Here is a 16,620-nt window from a genome sequence, read left to right as displayed (position 1 = left end):
TGCTGACCGACCAATGATCAATAATCTCAACGCCGCCGATCTTCCCCGCCCCGCCCCGCGCAGTTCCAACCCGGAAATCATGGCGTCGGAAATCATCGAACGCCTGACCTACCGCATCGGCAAGGACGTCAAGGTTGCAAAACCGCACGACTGGCTGACCGCAACCATCCTCGTCGTGCGCGACCGCATCATCGACAAGTGGATGGAATCCACCCGCAAGGCCTATGCCAACAATTCCAAGCGCGTTTATTACCTGTCGCTGGAATTCCTGATCGGCCGCCTGATGCGCGACGCCATCTCCAATATCGGCCTGATGCATGAAATCCGCGACGCGCTGTCCTCGCTCGGCGTCGACCTTGACGTCATCGCCGGGCTGGAGCCGGATGCCGCGCTTGGCAATGGCGGCCTTGGCCGTCTCGCCGCCTGCTTTATGGAATCCATGGCGACCGTCGACATCCCCGCCTATGGCTACGGCATTCGTTACGTGCACGGCCTCTTCCGCCAGCAGATGGCGGATGGATGGCAGGTGGAGCTGCCGGAAACATGGCTGGCGCACGGCAACCCCTGGGAATTCGAGCGTCGCGAAAGCTCCTATGAAATCGGCTTCGGCGGATCGGTGGAGACAATCGGCGGTTATGAAGATCCGCAGCGTTTCGTCTGGAAACCGGCCGAACGCGTCATCGCCATGGCTTACGACACACCGGTCGTCGGCTGGCGCGGCACCCGCGTCAATACGCTCCGCCTCTGGTCGGCACAGCCGATCGACCCCATTCTACTGGCCGCCTTCAATGCCGGCGACCACATCGGCGCCCTGCGCGAGAGCAACAAGGCGGAAAGCCTGACGCGCGTTCTCTACCCTGCGGATGCGACGCCCGCCGGTCAGGAACTGCGCCTCAGACAGGAATTCTTCTTCTCCTCCGCCTCGCTGCAGGACATTCTGCGCCGCCATCTGCAGCAGTACCCGGATTTCACCTCGCTGCCTGAGAAGGTCTCGATCCAGCTCAACGATACGCATCCGGCCATTTCCATCGCCGAAATGATGCGTCTTCTGTGCGATGTCCACGGGCTGGAATTCGAGGAAGCGTGGAAGATCACGCAGGGCACCTTCTCCTACACCAACCACACGCTTCTGCCGGAGGCGCTGGAAAGCTGGCCGGTGCCGCTGCTCGAGCGTCTTCTGCCAAGACATATGCAGATCGTCTACGCCATCAACGCCAATACGCTGCTCTTTGCCCGCAAGGAAAAGAAGATGGCGGATCAGCAGATCCGTTCGATCTCGCTGATCGACGAAGGCGGCGAGCGCCGGGTGCGCATGGGCAACCTCGCATTTATCGGCTCACATTCCATCAACGGCGTTTCCGCCCTTCATACCGACCTGATGAAGGAAACGGTCTTTGCCGACCTGCACAGCCTTTATCCTGACCGTATCAACAACAAGACCAATGGCATCACACCGCGCCGCTGGCTGATGCAGTGCAATCCCGGCCTCACCGGCCTGCTGCGCGAGACGATCGGCGACGATTTCCTCGACGATGCGGAAAAGCTCACCCCACTCGACCGTTTCGCCGACGATGCCGGTTTCCGCGAGAAATTCGCCGAGGTGAAGCGTCTGAACAAGGTGCGGCTGGCAAACACGGTGGCGCAGCGCATGGGCATCCGCGTCGATCCCTCGGCCATGTTCGACATCCAGATCAAGCGTATCCATGAATATAAGCGCCAGCTTCTGAACCTTGTGGAAACGGTCGCGCTTTACGACCAGATCCGTTCCCACCCGGAACTGGATTGGGTACCGCGCGTTAAGTTCTTCGCAGGCAAGGCGGCGCCGAGTTATCACAACGCGAAGCTGATCATAAAGCTTGCCAACGATATTGCCCGGGTCATCAACAACGATCCGGCCGTGCGCGGGCTTCTGAAGGTGGTGTTTATTCCGAACTACAACGTTTCGCTTGCGGAAATCATGGTTCCCGCCGCCGATCTTTCGGAACAGATTTCGACGGCCGGCATGGAAGCCTCCGGCACCGGCAACATGAAATTTGCGCTGAACGGCGCGCTGACCATCGGCACGCTCGATGGCGCCAATGTGGAAATGCTGGAGCATGTCGGTTCCGACAATATCGTGATCTTCGGCATGACGGCGGATGAAGTGGCCAAGGCGCGTGCCGAAGGCCACAATCCCCGCGCGATCATCGAAGGATCGGCCGAGCTGTCGCAGGCGCTGTCTTCCATCGCCTCCGGCGTTTTCTCGCCGGATGACCGCTCACGTTTCGCCGGCCTGATCGACGGTATTTACAACAGCGACTGGTTCATGGTCGCCGCCGACTTCGACGCCTATGCCAATGCACAGCGCGAAGTGGACGCGATCTGGAGCGATCCGGATAGCTGGTATGCCAAGACAGTGCGCAACACGGCGCGCATGGGCTGGTTCTCGTCCGACCGGACGATCCGCCAATATGCCACCGAGATCTGGAGAGCCTGATGAAAAAACCGCTCAATTCGGCCGAAGAGAAAAAGACTGGCGACATCACGAAGGCTGAAATCGAGGCGATCAAGAGCGGTTTGCATTCCAATCCCTTTGCCCTTCTCGGCGTGCACGAAACGCCGGAAGGGTTTTCCGCCCGCTGTTTCATTCCCGGCGCCGAGGAGGTTTCCGTCCTGACGCTGGACGGAAATTTCGTGGGCGAATTGAAGCGGCTCGATCCGGACGGCTTTTTCGAAGGCCGGATCGATCTTTCGAAGCGACAGCCGGTGCGGTATCGCGCCAGCCGCGACGATGCCGAATGGGCGGTGACCGACCCTTACAGTTTCGGCCCGGTTCTCGGCCCCATGGACGATTATTTCGTCCGCGAAGGATCGCATCTGCGGCTCTTCGACAGGATGGGCGCGCATCCGCTGAAGCTCGAGGGCGTCGAAGGTTTCCATTTCGCCGTCTGGGCGCCCAACGCACGGCGCGTTTCCGTCGTCGGCGATTTCAACAATTGGGATGGCCGCCGACATGTCATGCGGTTCCGCAAGGATACCGGCATCTGGGAAATCTTCGCGCCTGACGTCTATGCCGGCTGCGCCTACAAATTCGAAATCCTCGGCGCGAACGGCGAGCTCCTGCCGCTGAAGGCCGATCCCTATGCCCGTCGCGCCGAGCTGCGGCCAAAGAACGCTTCCGTCACCGCACCGGAACTGGCGCAAAAATGGGAAGACCAGGCCCACCGCGAACATTGGGCGCAGGTGGACCAGCGCCGCCAGCCGATCAGCATTTACGAGGTGCATGCCGGCTCCTGGCAGCGCCGTGAGGACGGCACGTTCCTCAGCTGGGATGAACTCGCCGCCCAGCTCATTCCCTATTGTACCGATATGGGCTTCACCCATATCGAATTCCTGCCGGTTACCGAACATCCCTATGACCCCTCCTGGGGTTACCAGACGACCGGGCTTTATGCCCCGAGCGCCCGTTTCGGCGATCCGGAAGGTTTTGCGCGTTTCGTCAACGGCGCCCACAAGGTTGGTATCGGGGTGATCCTCGACTGGGTTCCGGCGCATTTTCCAACCGACGAGCACGGCTTGCGCTGGTTCGACGGAACGGCGCTTTACGAACATGCCGATCCGCGGCAGGGTTTTCACCCTGACTGGAACACGGCCATCTATAATTTCGGCCGCATTGAGGTGATGTCCTACCTCATCAACAATGCGCTTTATTGGGCCGAGAAATTCCATCTCGACGGGCTGCGCGTGGATGCGGTCGCCTCCATGCTCTATCTCGATTATTCCCGCAAGGAAGGTGAGTGGATCCCCAATGAATATGGCGGACGGGAAAATCTCGAATCCGTCCGCTTCCTGCAGAAGATGAATTCCCTCGTCTACGGCACCCATCCGGGTGTCATGACGATTGCCGAGGAATCCACCTCCTGGCCGAAAGTATCGCAGCCCGTCCACGAGGGCGGCCTCGGCTTCGGCTTCAAATGGAACATGGGCTTCATGCACGATACGCTGAGTTACTTCTCGCGCGAGCCGGTGCATCGCAAGTTCCACCATCAGGAACTGACCTTCGGCCTGCTTTACGCCTTCAGCGAAAATTTCGTGCTGCCGCTTTCCCATGACGAGGTGGTGCACGGCAAGGGATCGCTGATCGCCAAAATGTCCGGCGACGACTGGCAGAAATTCGCCAATCTGCGGTCCTATTACGCCTTCATGTGGGGTTATCCCGGCAAGAAGCTGCTGTTCATGGGGCAGGAATTCGCACAATGGAGCGAATGGAGCGAAAAGGGCTCGCTCGACTGGAACCTGCGCCAATATCCGATGCATGAGGGCATGCGTCGCCTCGTGCGCGATCTCAACCTCACCTATCGCTCAAAACCCGCCTTGCACGCCCGCGACTGCGAACCGGAAGGTTTCCGCTGGCTTGTGGTGGATGACCACGACAATTCCGTCTTCGCCTGGCTGCGCATGGCGCCGGGTGAAAAGCCGGTGGCGGTCATCTGCAATCTCACCCCGGTCTACAGGGAAAACTATTATGTGCCGCTTCCGCTTGCGGGGCGGTGGCGGGAGATTCTCAACACCGATGCCGAAATTTATGGCGGCAGCGGCAAAGGAAATGGCGGACGCGTTCAGGCGGTCGATGCCGGCGGCGATATCGGGGCGATGCTCGTCCTGCCACCGCTTGCCACGATCATGCTTGAGCCGGAAAACTGACAGACAGAGAGGGAGGACACCATGTCGGAAAAAAGAGTTCAGCCTTTGGCACGTGATGCAATGGCCTATGTCCTCGCAGGCGGCAGAGGAAGCCGCCTGAAGGAGCTGACGGACCGCCGGGCAAAACCCGCCGTCTATTTCGGCGGCAAGGCGCGCATCATCGATTTTGCGCTTTCCAACGCGCTCAATTCCGGCATTCGCCGTATCGGCGTCGCCACGCAATACAAGGCGCACTCCCTCATCCGCCACCTGCAGCGCGGCTGGGACTTCTTCCGTCCCGAGCGTAACGAAAGCTTCGATATTCTGCCGGCCTCCCAGCGCGTGTCCGAAACGCAATGGTATGAAGGCACGGCCGACGCCGTCTATCAGAACATCGACATCATCGAGCCCTATGCGCCGGAATATATGGTCATCCTCGCCGGCGACCATATCTACAAAATGGACTACGAATACATGCTGCAACAGCATGTCGATTCCGGTGCCGACGTGACGATCGGCTGCCTTGAAGTGCCGCGCATGGAAGCGACCGGCTTCGGCGTGATGCATGTGAATGAAAAAGACGAGATCATCGACTTCATCGAAAAACCCGCCGATCCGCCGGGCATTCCCGGCAATGAGGGTTTCGCGCTCGCCTCGATGGGCATTTACGTCTTCCACACGAAATTCCTGATGGAAGCCCTGCGCCGCGATGCCGCCGACCCGACCTCCAGCCGCGACTTCGGCAAGGACATCATTCCCTATATCGTCCAGCACGGCAAAGCCGTCGCCCACCGCTTCGCCGATAGCTGCGTGCGTTCGGATTTCGAACATGGCCCTTACTGGCGCGACGTCGGCACCATCGACGCCTATTGGCAGGCCAATATCGACCTGACGGATGTGGTGCCGGACCTCGATATCTACGACAAGTCCTGGCCGATCTGGACCTATGCGGAAATCACCCCGCCGGCGAAATTCGTGCATGATGACGAGAACCGCCGCGGTTCGGCCGTGTCATCGGTCGTCTCCGGCGACTGCATCATTTCCGGCGCCTCGCTCAATCGCAGCCTCTTGTTCACAGGCGTGCGCGCCAATTCATACTCCCGCCTTGAGAATGCCGTAGTACTGCCGAGTGTGAAGATCGGGCGTCATGCCCAGCTCAGCAATGTCGTCATCGACCATGGCGTGGTCATTCCGGAAGGACTGATTGTAGGAGAAGACCCAGAACTGGATGCCAAACGTTTCCGCCGCACCGAAAACGGCATTTGCCTTATCACCCAATCGATGATCGACAAGCTGGACCTGTAGAGCCGATGAATGTCCTTTCGGTTTCATCCGAAATCTATCCCCTGATCAAGACCGGAGGGCTCGCCGACGTTGCCGGCGCGCTCCCCATCGCGCTTGAAGCCCATGGCGTCACGACGCGCACGTTGATACCCGGATATCCGGCGGTGAAAGCCGCCGTGACGGACCCCGTCAAATGTTTCGAATTTACCGATCTGCTCGGCGAAAAAGCCGATGTGCTCGAAGTGCGGCATGAGGGGCTCGACCTCCTCATTCTCGATGCGCCCGCCTATTACGAGCGCTCCGGCGGCCCCTATCTCGACCAGACCGGCAAGGATTATCCCGACAACTGGAAGCGTTTCGCGGCGCTGTCGCTGGCAGCCGCCCGCATTGCCGCCGGCGCGCTTCCCGGCTGGCGGCCGGATATGGTGCATGCCCATGACTGGCAGGCCGCGATGGCGCCGGTCTATATGCGTTATGCTGAGACGCCCGAAATTCCGAGCCTTCTCACCATCCACAACATCGCCTTCCAGGGCCAGTTCGGCGCAAATATTTTCAGCAAGCTTGGCCTGCCCGCCCATGCCTTCGGCATGGAAGGCATCGAATATTACAACGATGTCAGCTTCCTGAAGGGCGGCCTGCAGACGGCGACGGCGCTCAGCACCGTCAGCCCGTCCTATGCCGAGGAGATCCTCACCCCGCAATTCGGCATGGGCCTGCACGGCGTCATCGGCAGCCGCTCCCATGTGCTGCACGGCATCGTCAACGGCATCGATGCCGATGTCTGGAACCCGGCGACGGACCATCTGATCCACGATAATTATTCGGCCGCCAATCTCAAGAACCGCACCCTGAACAAGAAGGCGGTGGCCGAACATTTCCGCATCGACGATGATGACAGCCCGCTTTTCTGCATCATCTCCCGCCTCACCTGGCAGAAGGGCATCGATCTCATGGCGGAAGCTGTGGACGAGATCGTTTCCCTCGGTGGCCGCCTCGTGGTGCTGGGCGCAGGAGAAGTGGCGCTTGAAGGCGCGCTTCTGGCGGCCGCATCCCGCCACCATGGCCGCGTCGGCGTTGCCGTCGGTTACAACGAACCGCTGTCGCATCTGATGCAGGCGGGCTGCGATGCGATCATCATTCCCTCGCGTTTCGAACCTTGCGGCCTCACCCAGCTTTACGCGCTGCGCTACGGCTGCATTCCGGTCGTCGCCCGCACCGGCGGCCTTGCCGACACGGTGATCGACGCCAACCACGCCGCCATCGCCAATAAATCGGCGACCGGCGTGCAATTCTCGCCCGTCACGCTCGATGGTCTGAAACAGGCGATCCGCCGGACCGTCCGTTATTACCACGACCCGAAACTATGGACACAAATGCAGAAACTCGGAATGAAATCCGATGTTTCCTGGGAAAAGAGCGCCGGCCTTTACGCCGCGCTTTACAGCCAGCTTATTTCGAAAGGCCATTGAAACAATGATCAAGACCGTTCAGACCAAGCCCTATCAGGACCAGAAGCCGGGCACTTCAGGCCTGCGCAAGAAGGTGCCAGTCTTCGCCCAGGAAAATTACGCCGAAAACTTCATCCAGTCGATCTTCGACGCGCTTGAGGGCTTTCAGGGCCAGACGCTGGTGATCGGCGGCGACGGCCGTTATTACAACCGCGAAGTCATCCAGAAGGCGATCAAGATGGCCGCCGCCGCCGGTTTCGGCAAGGTTCTGGTCGGTCAGGGCGGCATTCTTTCCACGCCAGCCGCCTCCAACGTCATCCGCAAATACAAGGCTTTCGGCGGCATCGTGCTCTCCGCCAGCCACAATCCCGGCGGCCCGAACGAAGATTTCGGCATCAAATACAATATCGGCAATGGCGGCCCCGCACCGGAAAAGATCACCGACGCGATCTATGCCCGCTCGAAGGTCATCGACAGCTATAAAATCTCCGACGCCGCCGATATCGATCTCGACAAGGTGGGCAGCTTCAAGGTGGACGACCTGACGGTCGAGGTGATCGACCCGGTTGCCGACTACGCCGCCCTGATGGAAGAGCTGTTCGATTTCGCCGCCATCCGCGCGCTGATCGCCGGCGGTTTCAAGGTCGTGGTCGATTCCATGAGCGCCGTCACCGGCCCCTATGCCGTGGAAATCATCGAAAAGCGTCTCGGCGCGCCGAAGGGTTCGGTGCGCAACGCAACGCCGCTGCCGGATTTCGGTGGCCACCACCCCGATCCCAACCTTGTCCACGCCAAGGAGCTTTATGACGACGTCATGAGCCCGGAAGGCCCCGATTTCGGCGCGGCTTCCGATGGCGATGGCGACCGCAACATGGTGGTCGGCAAGGGCATGTTCGTCACCCCGTCCGACAGCCTCGCCATCATCGCGGCCAATGCCAAACTGGCCCCCGGTTATGCCGCCGGCATTTCCGGCATCGCCCGCTCGATGCCGACGAGTGCGGCAGCGGACCGTGTCGCCGAGAAGCTCGGGCTTGGCATGTATGAAACGCCGACCGGCTGGAAATTCTTCGGCAATCTCATGGATGCCGGCAAAGTGACGATCTGCGGCGAAGAAAGCTTCGGCACAGGCTCCAACCATGTGCGCGAAAAGGACGGCCTGTGGGCCGTGCTCTATTGGCTGAACATCGTCGCCGCGCGCAAGGAAAGCGTGAAGGACATCGTCACAAAGCACTGGGCCGAATATGGCCGCAACTATTATTCCCGCCACGACTATGAGGAAGTGGATTCGGACGCCGCCAACACGCTGGTCGCCACCCTGCGCGAAAAACTCGCCACGCTTCCCGGCACCAGCTATGGCAATCTGAAGGTCGCGGCGGCGGATGATTTTGCCTATCACGATCCGGTCGATCAGTCGGTCAGCAAAAATCAGGGCATCCGCATCCTGTTCGAAGGCGGTTCGCGCATCGTGCTGCGCCTTTCCGGCACGGGTACTGCGGGCGCCACACTTCGCCTTTATGTCGAGCGTTACGAGCCGGATGCGGCCCGTCACGGCATCGAAACGCAGGAAGCGCTCGCCGATCTGATTTCCGTTGCCGATACGATCGCCGGCATCAAGGCCCATACCGGCCGCAACGCACCGAGCGTTATTACGTAAGGGCTTGCCGCCCGCTCATGAGGGACGCACTGAAAGCGTCCCTCACTCGGCCTTGCCTCCCTTTTCCATTCTGGAAGAGAAACACCATTTCCCGGAGAGACAGACCATGCAGACACCTTCCGTTTTCCCCAAAGGTGCAATCCAGACGGAAAACGGAACGGAATTCACGGTCTATTCCCGGCACGCCTCGCAGATCGATCTCTGCCTTTTCGATGCGAAGGGCGAAAAAGAAACGGCCCGTTTGCCGATGGCGCGCGGTGAAGATGACGTTCACCGGTTGACCGTCGCCGACGCCGGCCCCGGCAAGCGATACGGCTTTCGCGCTCACGGCATTTACGCCCCCGAGCACGGCCTCTGGTTCGATCCTGCGAAACTGCTGCTCGACCCCTATGCCACGGAGATCGACCGCCCCTTCCGGCACGATCCCGCGCTTTACGCCTTTGGTGCGGAAACCGGCGGGATCATGCCGAAGGCGATCCTTTCGCAGCATGAGCCGGTCCGGCGTCAACCGCCGTTTTTTGCCGAAGGCGGACTGATTTACGAACTCGCCGTCAAATCCTTCACCCGGCTGCACCCTGAAGTGCCGGAAGAGATCAGGGGCACCGTCGCCGCACTTGCCCATCCCGCCATTGTCGCGCACTTGAAAAAAATCGGTGTCGATGCGGTGGAGTTGATGCCGATCACCGCATGGATCGATGAGCGCCACCTGCCGCCACTCGGCCTTTCCAATGCCTGGGGTTATAATCCCGTCGGTTTCATGGCGCTCGATCCGCGCCTCTGCCCCGGCGGCGTGTGGGAATTGCGGGATACGGTTGCGGCGCTGCATGCGCAAGGCATCGGCGTCATTCTCGATCTGGTCTTCAACCATACGGGCGAAAGCGATATCGAAGGTTCTATCCTGTCGTTGCGTGGGCTCGATAACCTCACCGCCTTCCGCCACCCACCGGGAAAGCCGGGTGTGCTGGTCAACGATACCGGCACTGGCAACACGGTCGCCTGCGACCATCCCTATATTCGCCAGCTCATCATCGATTCCCTCAGGCATTTCGTTCTGAATGCCGGGGTAGACGGCTTCCGCTTCGACCTCGCGCCCGTGCTCGGGCGAACGGCCAATGGCTTCGACATGGCAAGCGAGACGCTCGCGGCCATGCATTCGGACCCGGCACTTTACGACCGCCTGCTGATCGCCGAACCATGGGATATCGGCCCCCGCGGATATCAGCTCGGCAATTTCCCCGAAAGCTTTCTGGAATGGAACGACCGCGCCCGCGACGATATGCGCCGCTTCTGGCGCGGCGACGCCGGCACCACCGGGGCGCTGGCCGATGCGCTTTCCGGATCTTCGCCGATCTTTTCCCGCCATGGCCGCTTAAACAGCCGCAGCGTCAATTTTCTCGCCGCCCATGACGGTTTCACCCTGTTCGATCTCGTCAGCCACGAACACAAGCACAATGAAAAAAACGGCGAGAACAATCGCGACGGCCATAATGAAAACCACTCCTGGAACAATGGTTTCGAAGGCCTGACGGATGATCCCGCCATTGTCGCCGCCCGCATTGCGGACGTTAAGGCGCTGCTTTCCACCCTGTTCGTCAGCCGCGGCGTCTTGATGCTGACCGCCGGCGATGAGGGCGGCCGCAGCCAGCATGGCAACAACAACGCCTATTGTCAGGACAATGACATCACCTGCGTCGACTGGTCTTCGCTTGCCCCCGAGCTGATCGATCACACCGCATTTCTCGCAGCGCTTCGCAAACGCTTCGGCGTCTTTTCTCAGACCGGTTTCTTCTCTGGTCGCGGCGACGTGACATGGCTTGCCCCGGGCGGGAAACCCATGACAGTCACTGACTGGGAAAGACCGGATGGGCCTTCCTTCGCCATGGTGCTTTCCACCCCGGACCGGGAGGCTGGCGAGGAGGCCGAGCTTGCCGTGCTCATCAACCGCAGCCGGGAAGTCGTGCCTTTCACCCTGCCCGGCGACGACTGGCGCGCGATCGGCACGGACTTCGGCAATCCCGCATTCCTGCCGGCCCGTTCGGTGGTGTTTTATCTGAGAGCAAAACCATCGAATTGACCGGGAGTATGCTGTCCCCGACAAGACGGCGGGAACAGCAGGGTCAGACACGGCTCACGCCGAGGCCGGTGTCGCTGTCGCAATGTCTTCCAGACAAAGCCAATGGTGCATGCGCTCCGGCCAATGCAACATTCTGGGCGGAGGGAAATCCGCCTCCCCGAAACAGCCAGCGGAAACGGAAATCGCACCGGCCAACGCCTCGGCGCTCATAAAGACGACCGTTCCGCAATCGGTGCAAAAATGCTGCTCCAGCCAGCGCCCCGATGTTCCCGTGCGCCGCCATGCCTTCGTATCGCCCCTTCGCCTGATGATCGCAGTCTCCGGATAGATGGCGCGATAGGCGAAGGCCGTGCCGGTGCAACGCTGACATTCGTTGCAGGCGCAGGCATAGACCGATCGCGGCTCACCGTTCAGTTCAAGTTCCACGCTCCGGCAGGAACAGCTTGCCTTGCGCAGCTTATGCATTCGCCACACAAACATCTGGTTTCATGATGTCTCTCTTTGCTAGATGTCTCTCTCAAGGTTTGGGCGAGCGCTCGCGGTGAAACTATCGTTTTCACACGGCGCCATGAAGTACGCACCTTGAGGTTCGTGCCTAAATCTGTCAGGAGGCGACACATGACCAGCGGCCAGAAGGGCGATACCGAAGAATGCGGCTTTGCCGGAGCCTTGAAGGCGATTGGTGGCAAATGGAAACCGTCACTCTTGTGGTCCCTGCATATTCGGCCGCATCGTTTCTCCGAACTGCGGCGATCCTTGCCGGGTATCAGCGAAAAGGTTCTCACCCAGCATCTGCGGCAAATGGAGAGCGACGGGCTGATCAGCCGCCATGATTATGGTGAAGTGCCGCCACGGGTCGAATATTCAATCACACCGCACGGCTTCAGCTTGAACGACGCTGTCACCGCCATGTCAAAATGGGGTAAGCAGCATGAAAACCGGAAATCGCAGAGAACGACCGAACCATTGACGAGGTAACATGGCAAAAGACATAGGGCTGGCGGAGATGAAAAATCTGGTCGGCACGGAAATGGGCGTTTCCGACTGGATTACCGTCGACCAGACGATGATTGACGCCTTCGGAAAAGCGACGCTGGACGAACAGTTCATCCACACCGACCCGGAACGCGCCAAAGCGGAAAGTCCGTTTGGCGGCACCATCGCGCATGGGTTCCTGACGCTGTCCCTGCTGTCGGCGCTGAATTACGATGCCCTGCCCCGCATCCGCGAACAGACCATGGGCATCAATTACGGCTTCGATGCCGTGCGCTTCGTCACACCGGTCAGGAGCGGCGCGCGGGTGCGTGGCCGTTTCACGCTGGCGGAAGCGCGGTTTCGCGGCGCGGCGATGCTGATGACGACCTATGATGTGACGGTGGAAATCGAAAACGAGAAGAAGCCGGCGCTCACCGCCCGCTGGACCACCATCAGCCAGTTCAACCCGGAAGACAGGCCGGAAGACGCCTGAGACCGGGCACATGCCCGCCGCCACGCTGCAAATCTGGCAATGCGGCGGGAAGGTCGGGAATGGTGCGAGGGGGTTAGTCCTGCCAGATGAAGAAGGTTTGCCTCCTCATCCGGCCTTTAGGGGTCTCTTCTCCCCGGCGGGGAGAAGAGAGAAGCCATAAGCTTCGTGCGAGATTACGCTGCAGTCGGACACGATCCGCGTTTAAACCGCTACGTCCGCGGCCGCCTCCTGCAACAGCCCGCCAACATATTCGGCAAAAGAGCGCCAGCATTCCACCCGGAACGTATCGTCCGCCGTGCGCAGCAACACCACCTCCGCCTTGCCGAAAACAGTTCGCGAGCAGGCGCCGACCGGGAACCTTGTCAGGGAAAGATCCTGCGGGCAGCCGGCATTGAGTGCCGCTTCCGCACCGGGACCGGAGACAATGATGGCCGTGTTACGGTGGGAAATATCGGTTGCCGAAAACAGGCCGGAAACGCCGGAGAGCACCGCCATCAGGTCGCTTTCACCCTGATCGATCACCAGCCATTCATCCGGGCCGAGCCACAAAGCGGATCGCAGGCCCGAGGTGACGGAGCTTTTCGGGCCGGTGGGCAAGGCAAGACCGAGCGCTTCCGACAGGGCCGTCACGGCGCTTTCCCGGGCGCGCAGCGACAACCGCGAGGCGGAGGCGGCCGGTTTCAGCGAAACGAAGGGCGAGCCGCCGTGAAAATCCTCAAGCACGGATTTGCGTTTTGCGTGAAGTTTGTCAGCCATTGAGACGGGCTCCTTCCTTGTCGAGGAAGACCATGTCGGTCACTTCGACGGCAATGGTTTTATCGGCGAGCGGAATGTAGAGCGTTTCGCCCATGCGCGCCCTGCCATCCGCCACCAGCGCGAAAGCGATGGAATGGCCGAGATTTTCCGACCAATAAGCGGAGGTGACATGGCCGAGCATGGTCATGGGTTTCGGCTGGTTCGGATCGACGACGATCTGGCCGCCCTCGTCCGGAACGGTCAACCGGTCCTTCGTTTTCAGACCCACCAGCTGCTTGCGGCCGGAGCGCGTGAGATCGGGGCGTTTGAGGCCACGAATGCCGACGAAATCCGTCTTCTTCTTGGAAACGGCCCAGGCAAGCCCGGCATCGTCAGGTGTCACCGTGCCGTCCGTATCCTGCCCGACGATGATATAACCCTTTTCCGCACGCAGGATATGCATGGTCTCGGTGCCATAAAGGCAGCCGCCGACGGCTTCCGCCCTTTCGCGGATCGCCGACCAGACGGCTGCGCCATAATCGGCCGGAACGTTGATTTCGAAACCGAGTTCGCCGGTAAAGGACACGCGGAAGAGCCGCGTCGGCACGCCGCAGAAAGTGCCTTCGGCCACCGCCATATGCGGGAAGGCCTCCGGCGAGAGATCGATGCCCTCGACGAAGGGCGCGATAACCTCGCGCGCCTTTGGCCCCTGCACGGCAATCACGGCCCATTGTTCGGTGGCCGAAGTGAGCCAGACATTGAGGTCGGGGAATTCGGTCTGGAGATAATCCTCCATGTGCTGGAGAACGCGCGGCGCGCCGCCCGTCGTCGTCGTCACATGGAAACGATCTTCGGCAAGACGGCCGACAACACCGTCGTCGTAAACGAAGCCGTCTTCGCGGGTCATGATGCCGTAACGGCAGCGGCCGGGTTTCAGCGTGTCCCAGGCATTGGTATAGATGAGGTTCAGGAACTTCGCCGCATCCGGGCCGACCACTTCGATCTTGCCGAGCGTGGAGGCATCGAACACGCCGACACTTGTCCGAACCGTCTTGCACTCGCGGTTGATCGCCTCATGCATGTCCTCGCCCGCCCGCGGGAAGAACCAGGCGCGCTTCCAGTTGCCGACATCCTCGAACACCGCACCGGCCGCGAGCTCTTCCTCGTGCATCGGCGTCTTGCGGGCCGGGTCGAACAGTGCGCCGCGCGAATGATTGATAAGCGTGCCGAAGGTGACCGGCGTATAGGGCTGGCGGAAGGTGGTGAGACCGACCTTGGGCAAGTCCCGGCCAAGCGCCTCCGATGCGATGGCAAGGCCATGCATATTGGACATCTTGCCCTGATCCGACGCCATGCCATTGGTGGTGAAGCGCTTGATATGCTCGACGGAATGCATGCCTTCACGCACGGCAAGGCGGATATCCTTGGCGCAGACATCGTGCTGGAAATCGATGAAGGCCTTGACGCCGGTGCCCTCACCCGCGCCTTCGGCCGCACCGATCATGCCGCCTGTCCAAATCCTGGCATTCTCGCCGGAAAACTCCACGGCACCACCGCCGGCAGCCGCAGCCTCGGCGATCAGCGCGGAAAGATCGTCCGTGCCGTTGCAGGCGCCGATGGAAACACCGTTCTGCACATGGATATCGGGCAGGAAACGCTGGTTAGCCGCGTCAAACTTCAGCTTGCCGCGCGATTGCGAGAAAAGATGCACCGATGGCGTCCAGCCGGCGGAAACCACAAGCGCATCGATGGCGATCTTGCGCTTGTTGGAGCCGCCATTGCGGCCAACGGTCATGGAAGACACACGCAGGCGGCCGGCGGTGTTGTAAACGCTATGGCCAGCCAGCACTTCGATGCCGAGCGCCCGCGCCTCATCCAGCAGGCGCTGATCCGGGTTCTCGCGGCAATCGACGATGGCGGCGATCTTCACCCCGGCCTTCTTCAGATCGAAGGCCGTCTCATAGGCCGAATCATGGGCGGTGTAGACCCCGACATTGTGGCCGACGGCCACACCGTACTGGTTGAGATAGGTGCGTGCGGCCGAGGCCAGCATGATGCCGGGGCGGTCATTATTGGCAAAGACCATGTGGCGTTCGATCGCACCCGCCGCCAAAACGACCTTTTTGGCGCGCACCTGCCACAGCCGCTCGCGCGGCTGGTGTCTGGCGGGCGTTGCGAGATGATCGGTCACCCGCTCGGCCAGCGCCACGAAATTATGGTTATAATAACCAAAAGCGGTGGTGCGGGTTAGAACCCGCACATTGGGCAGGGACTTCAGTTCGGCAAAAACCTTTTGCGCCCATTCGTAACCGGGCAGGCCGTCGATGACAGTACCAGTGTCGAAACGCAGCGCGCCGCCGACTTCGGCATTTTCATCGACCAGAATGACGCTGGCGCCGGTTTTCGCGGCAGCAAGCGCCGCGGTCAGACCGGCGACACCGGCACCGGCCACCAGCACGTCGCAATGGGCGTAACGGCCGGAATAATGATCCGCATCCGGCTCGCCCGGTGCCTTGCCGAGACCGGCGGCGCGACGGATCAGCGGTTCGTAAATCCTGTGCCAGGCGGCCTTCGGCCACATGAAGGTCTTATAATAAAAACCAGCCGCGAACATCGGCGACAGGAGATCGTTGATGGCGTTCAGATCGAAGGAGAGCGACGGAAAGCGGTTCTGCGAGGAGATGATCGCGCCGTCGAACACTTCCTGCACCGTGGCGCGAACATTGGGCTGCTTGCGCAGGCTGTCCCGCGACACATCGATCAGCGCATTCGGCTCTTCCGGCCCGGCGGACAGGAAACCGCGCGGCCGGTGATATTTGAACGAGCGGCCGATCAGATGCACGCCATTGGCCAGAAGCGCGGAGGCGACCGTGTCCCCCTCCAGCGCCTGATAAATCTTGCCATCGAAGGTGAAGCGCGCGGTTCTGGCCGGGGTGAGACGACCGGCCCCCTTGATACGAAAATCGCCGCTCATTGCCCGGCTCCCTTTTCTGCGGAAAGGACCGTTTCAGCGTCCGGCTTCGGTTCGCCTGCCTTGTAGGTCATCAGGAATTTGTCGCTGACCGAATCGCGGGCGGCGTTGAAGAAGCGGCCGCAGCCGTGAATGTGACGCCAGCGCTCGAAAACGAGGCCCTTGTCATTGTCGCGGATGAAGAAATAGTCGGCGAAGGCCTCGTCGGAAATATCGGCGATGTTTTCCGGCCGGGCGATATGGGCTTCGCCCGCCCAGCGGAATTCCAGTTCGGAACGGTCTTCCCCGCAATAGGGGCAATGGATCAGAAGCATCGTCGCTCCA

General features: G+C 60.7%; 12 protein-coding genes. 8 read left to right on the top strand and 4 right to left on the bottom strand.

The window, feature by feature from the left end; all coding sequences use genetic code 11:
* Window positions 1-13 precede the first annotated feature (13 nt).
* The 6 genes from N434_RS15340 (at window position 14) to glgX (ending at window position 11,122) form a co-directional block, all read left to right on the top strand.
* Entirely contained in the window at window positions 14-2,476 is a 2,463-nt protein-coding gene (locus tag N434_RS15340; RefSeq protein WP_110759073.1) for a glycogen/starch/alpha-glucan phosphorylase, read from the top strand.
* Window positions 2,476-4,683 carry a 1,4-alpha-glucan branching protein GlgB gene (gene glgB, locus N434_RS15335; protein ID WP_110759071.1) on the top strand — a complete coding sequence of 736 codons (2,208 nt, stop codon included), beginning with the start codon at window positions 2,476-2,478 and terminating at the stop codon, window positions 4,681-4,683. Before N434_RS15340 ends, glgB begins: the two co-directional genes overlap by 1 nt.
* Window positions 4,684-4,704: 21 nt before the next feature.
* Window positions 4,705-5,967, top strand: coding sequence for a glucose-1-phosphate adenylyltransferase (gene glgC, locus N434_RS15330; RefSeq protein WP_065116322.1), 1,263 nt, complete (start codon window positions 4,705-4,707; stop codon window positions 5,965-5,967).
* 5 nt (window positions 5,968-5,972) lie between these two features.
* Window positions 5,973-7,415: a glycogen synthase GlgA gene (gene glgA, locus N434_RS15325; protein WP_110759069.1), complete on the top strand. Its 1,443-nt coding sequence runs from the start codon at window positions 5,973-5,975 to the stop codon at window positions 7,413-7,415.
* Between the two features lie 4 nt (window positions 7,416-7,419).
* Window positions 7,420-9,048, top strand: coding sequence for an alpha-D-glucose phosphate-specific phosphoglucomutase (locus tag N434_RS15320; protein ID WP_003522148.1), 1,629 nt, complete (start codon window positions 7,420-7,422; stop codon window positions 9,046-9,048).
* A gap of 106 nt (window positions 9,049-9,154) precedes the next feature.
* Window positions 9,155-11,122: a glycogen debranching protein GlgX gene (gene glgX, locus N434_RS15315; protein ID WP_110759067.1), complete on the top strand. Its 1,968-nt coding sequence runs from the start codon at window positions 9,155-9,157 to the stop codon at window positions 11,120-11,122.
* A gap of 54 nt (window positions 11,123-11,176) precedes the next feature.
* Here the strand turns inward: glgX and N434_RS15310 are convergent, their stop codons facing one another.
* A complete protein-coding gene (locus N434_RS15310) occupies window positions 11,177-11,587 on the bottom strand; it encodes a GFA family protein (protein ID WP_110759066.1) in 411 nt (136 codons plus the stop codon).
* 153 nt (window positions 11,588-11,740) lie between these two features.
* On the opposite strand from N434_RS15310, the gene N434_RS15305 reads away from it, so the two are divergent.
* Window positions 11,741-12,100: a winged helix-turn-helix transcriptional regulator gene (locus N434_RS15305; RefSeq protein WP_110759064.1), complete on the top strand. Its 360-nt coding sequence runs from the start codon at window positions 11,741-11,743 to the stop codon at window positions 12,098-12,100.
* 1 nt (window position 12,101) lies between these two features.
* A complete protein-coding gene (locus N434_RS15300) occupies window positions 12,102-12,590 on the top strand; it encodes a MaoC family dehydratase (protein WP_110759062.1) in 489 nt (162 codons plus the stop codon).
* A gap of 201 nt (window positions 12,591-12,791) precedes the next feature.
* On the opposite strand, the gene N434_RS15295 is transcribed toward N434_RS15300, so the two are convergent.
* From N434_RS15295 to N434_RS15285, 3 genes are read right to left on the bottom strand one after another with little or no spacing between them, the layout of a single operon-like run.
* Complete coding sequence (locus N434_RS15295) at window positions 12,792-13,346, bottom strand: sarcosine oxidase subunit gamma (RefSeq protein WP_110759060.1); 555 nt, start codon at window positions 13,344-13,346, stop codon at window positions 12,792-12,794.
* Window positions 13,339-16,299 carry a sarcosine oxidase subunit alpha gene (locus tag N434_RS15290; RefSeq protein ID WP_110759059.1) on the bottom strand — a complete coding sequence of 987 codons (2,961 nt, stop codon included), beginning with the start codon at window positions 16,297-16,299 and terminating at the stop codon, window positions 13,339-13,341. Before N434_RS15290 ends, N434_RS15295 begins: the two co-directional genes overlap by 8 nt.
* Entirely contained in the window at window positions 16,296-16,610 is a 315-nt protein-coding gene (locus tag N434_RS15285) for a sarcosine oxidase subunit delta (protein WP_110759057.1), read from the bottom strand. Before N434_RS15285 ends, N434_RS15290 begins: the two co-directional genes overlap by 4 nt.
* Between the last annotated feature and the right edge of the window lie 10 nt (window positions 16,611-16,620).

The sequence above is a fragment of the Rhizobium sp. UGM030330-04 genome, from assembly GCF_003208455.1.
GTDB lineage: Bacteria > Pseudomonadota > Alphaproteobacteria > Rhizobiales > Rhizobiaceae > Agrobacterium > Agrobacterium rhizogenes_A.
The sequence above is the reverse complement of the archived record's forward strand: the minus strand, read 5'-3'. Positions and strand labels throughout refer to the sequence as shown.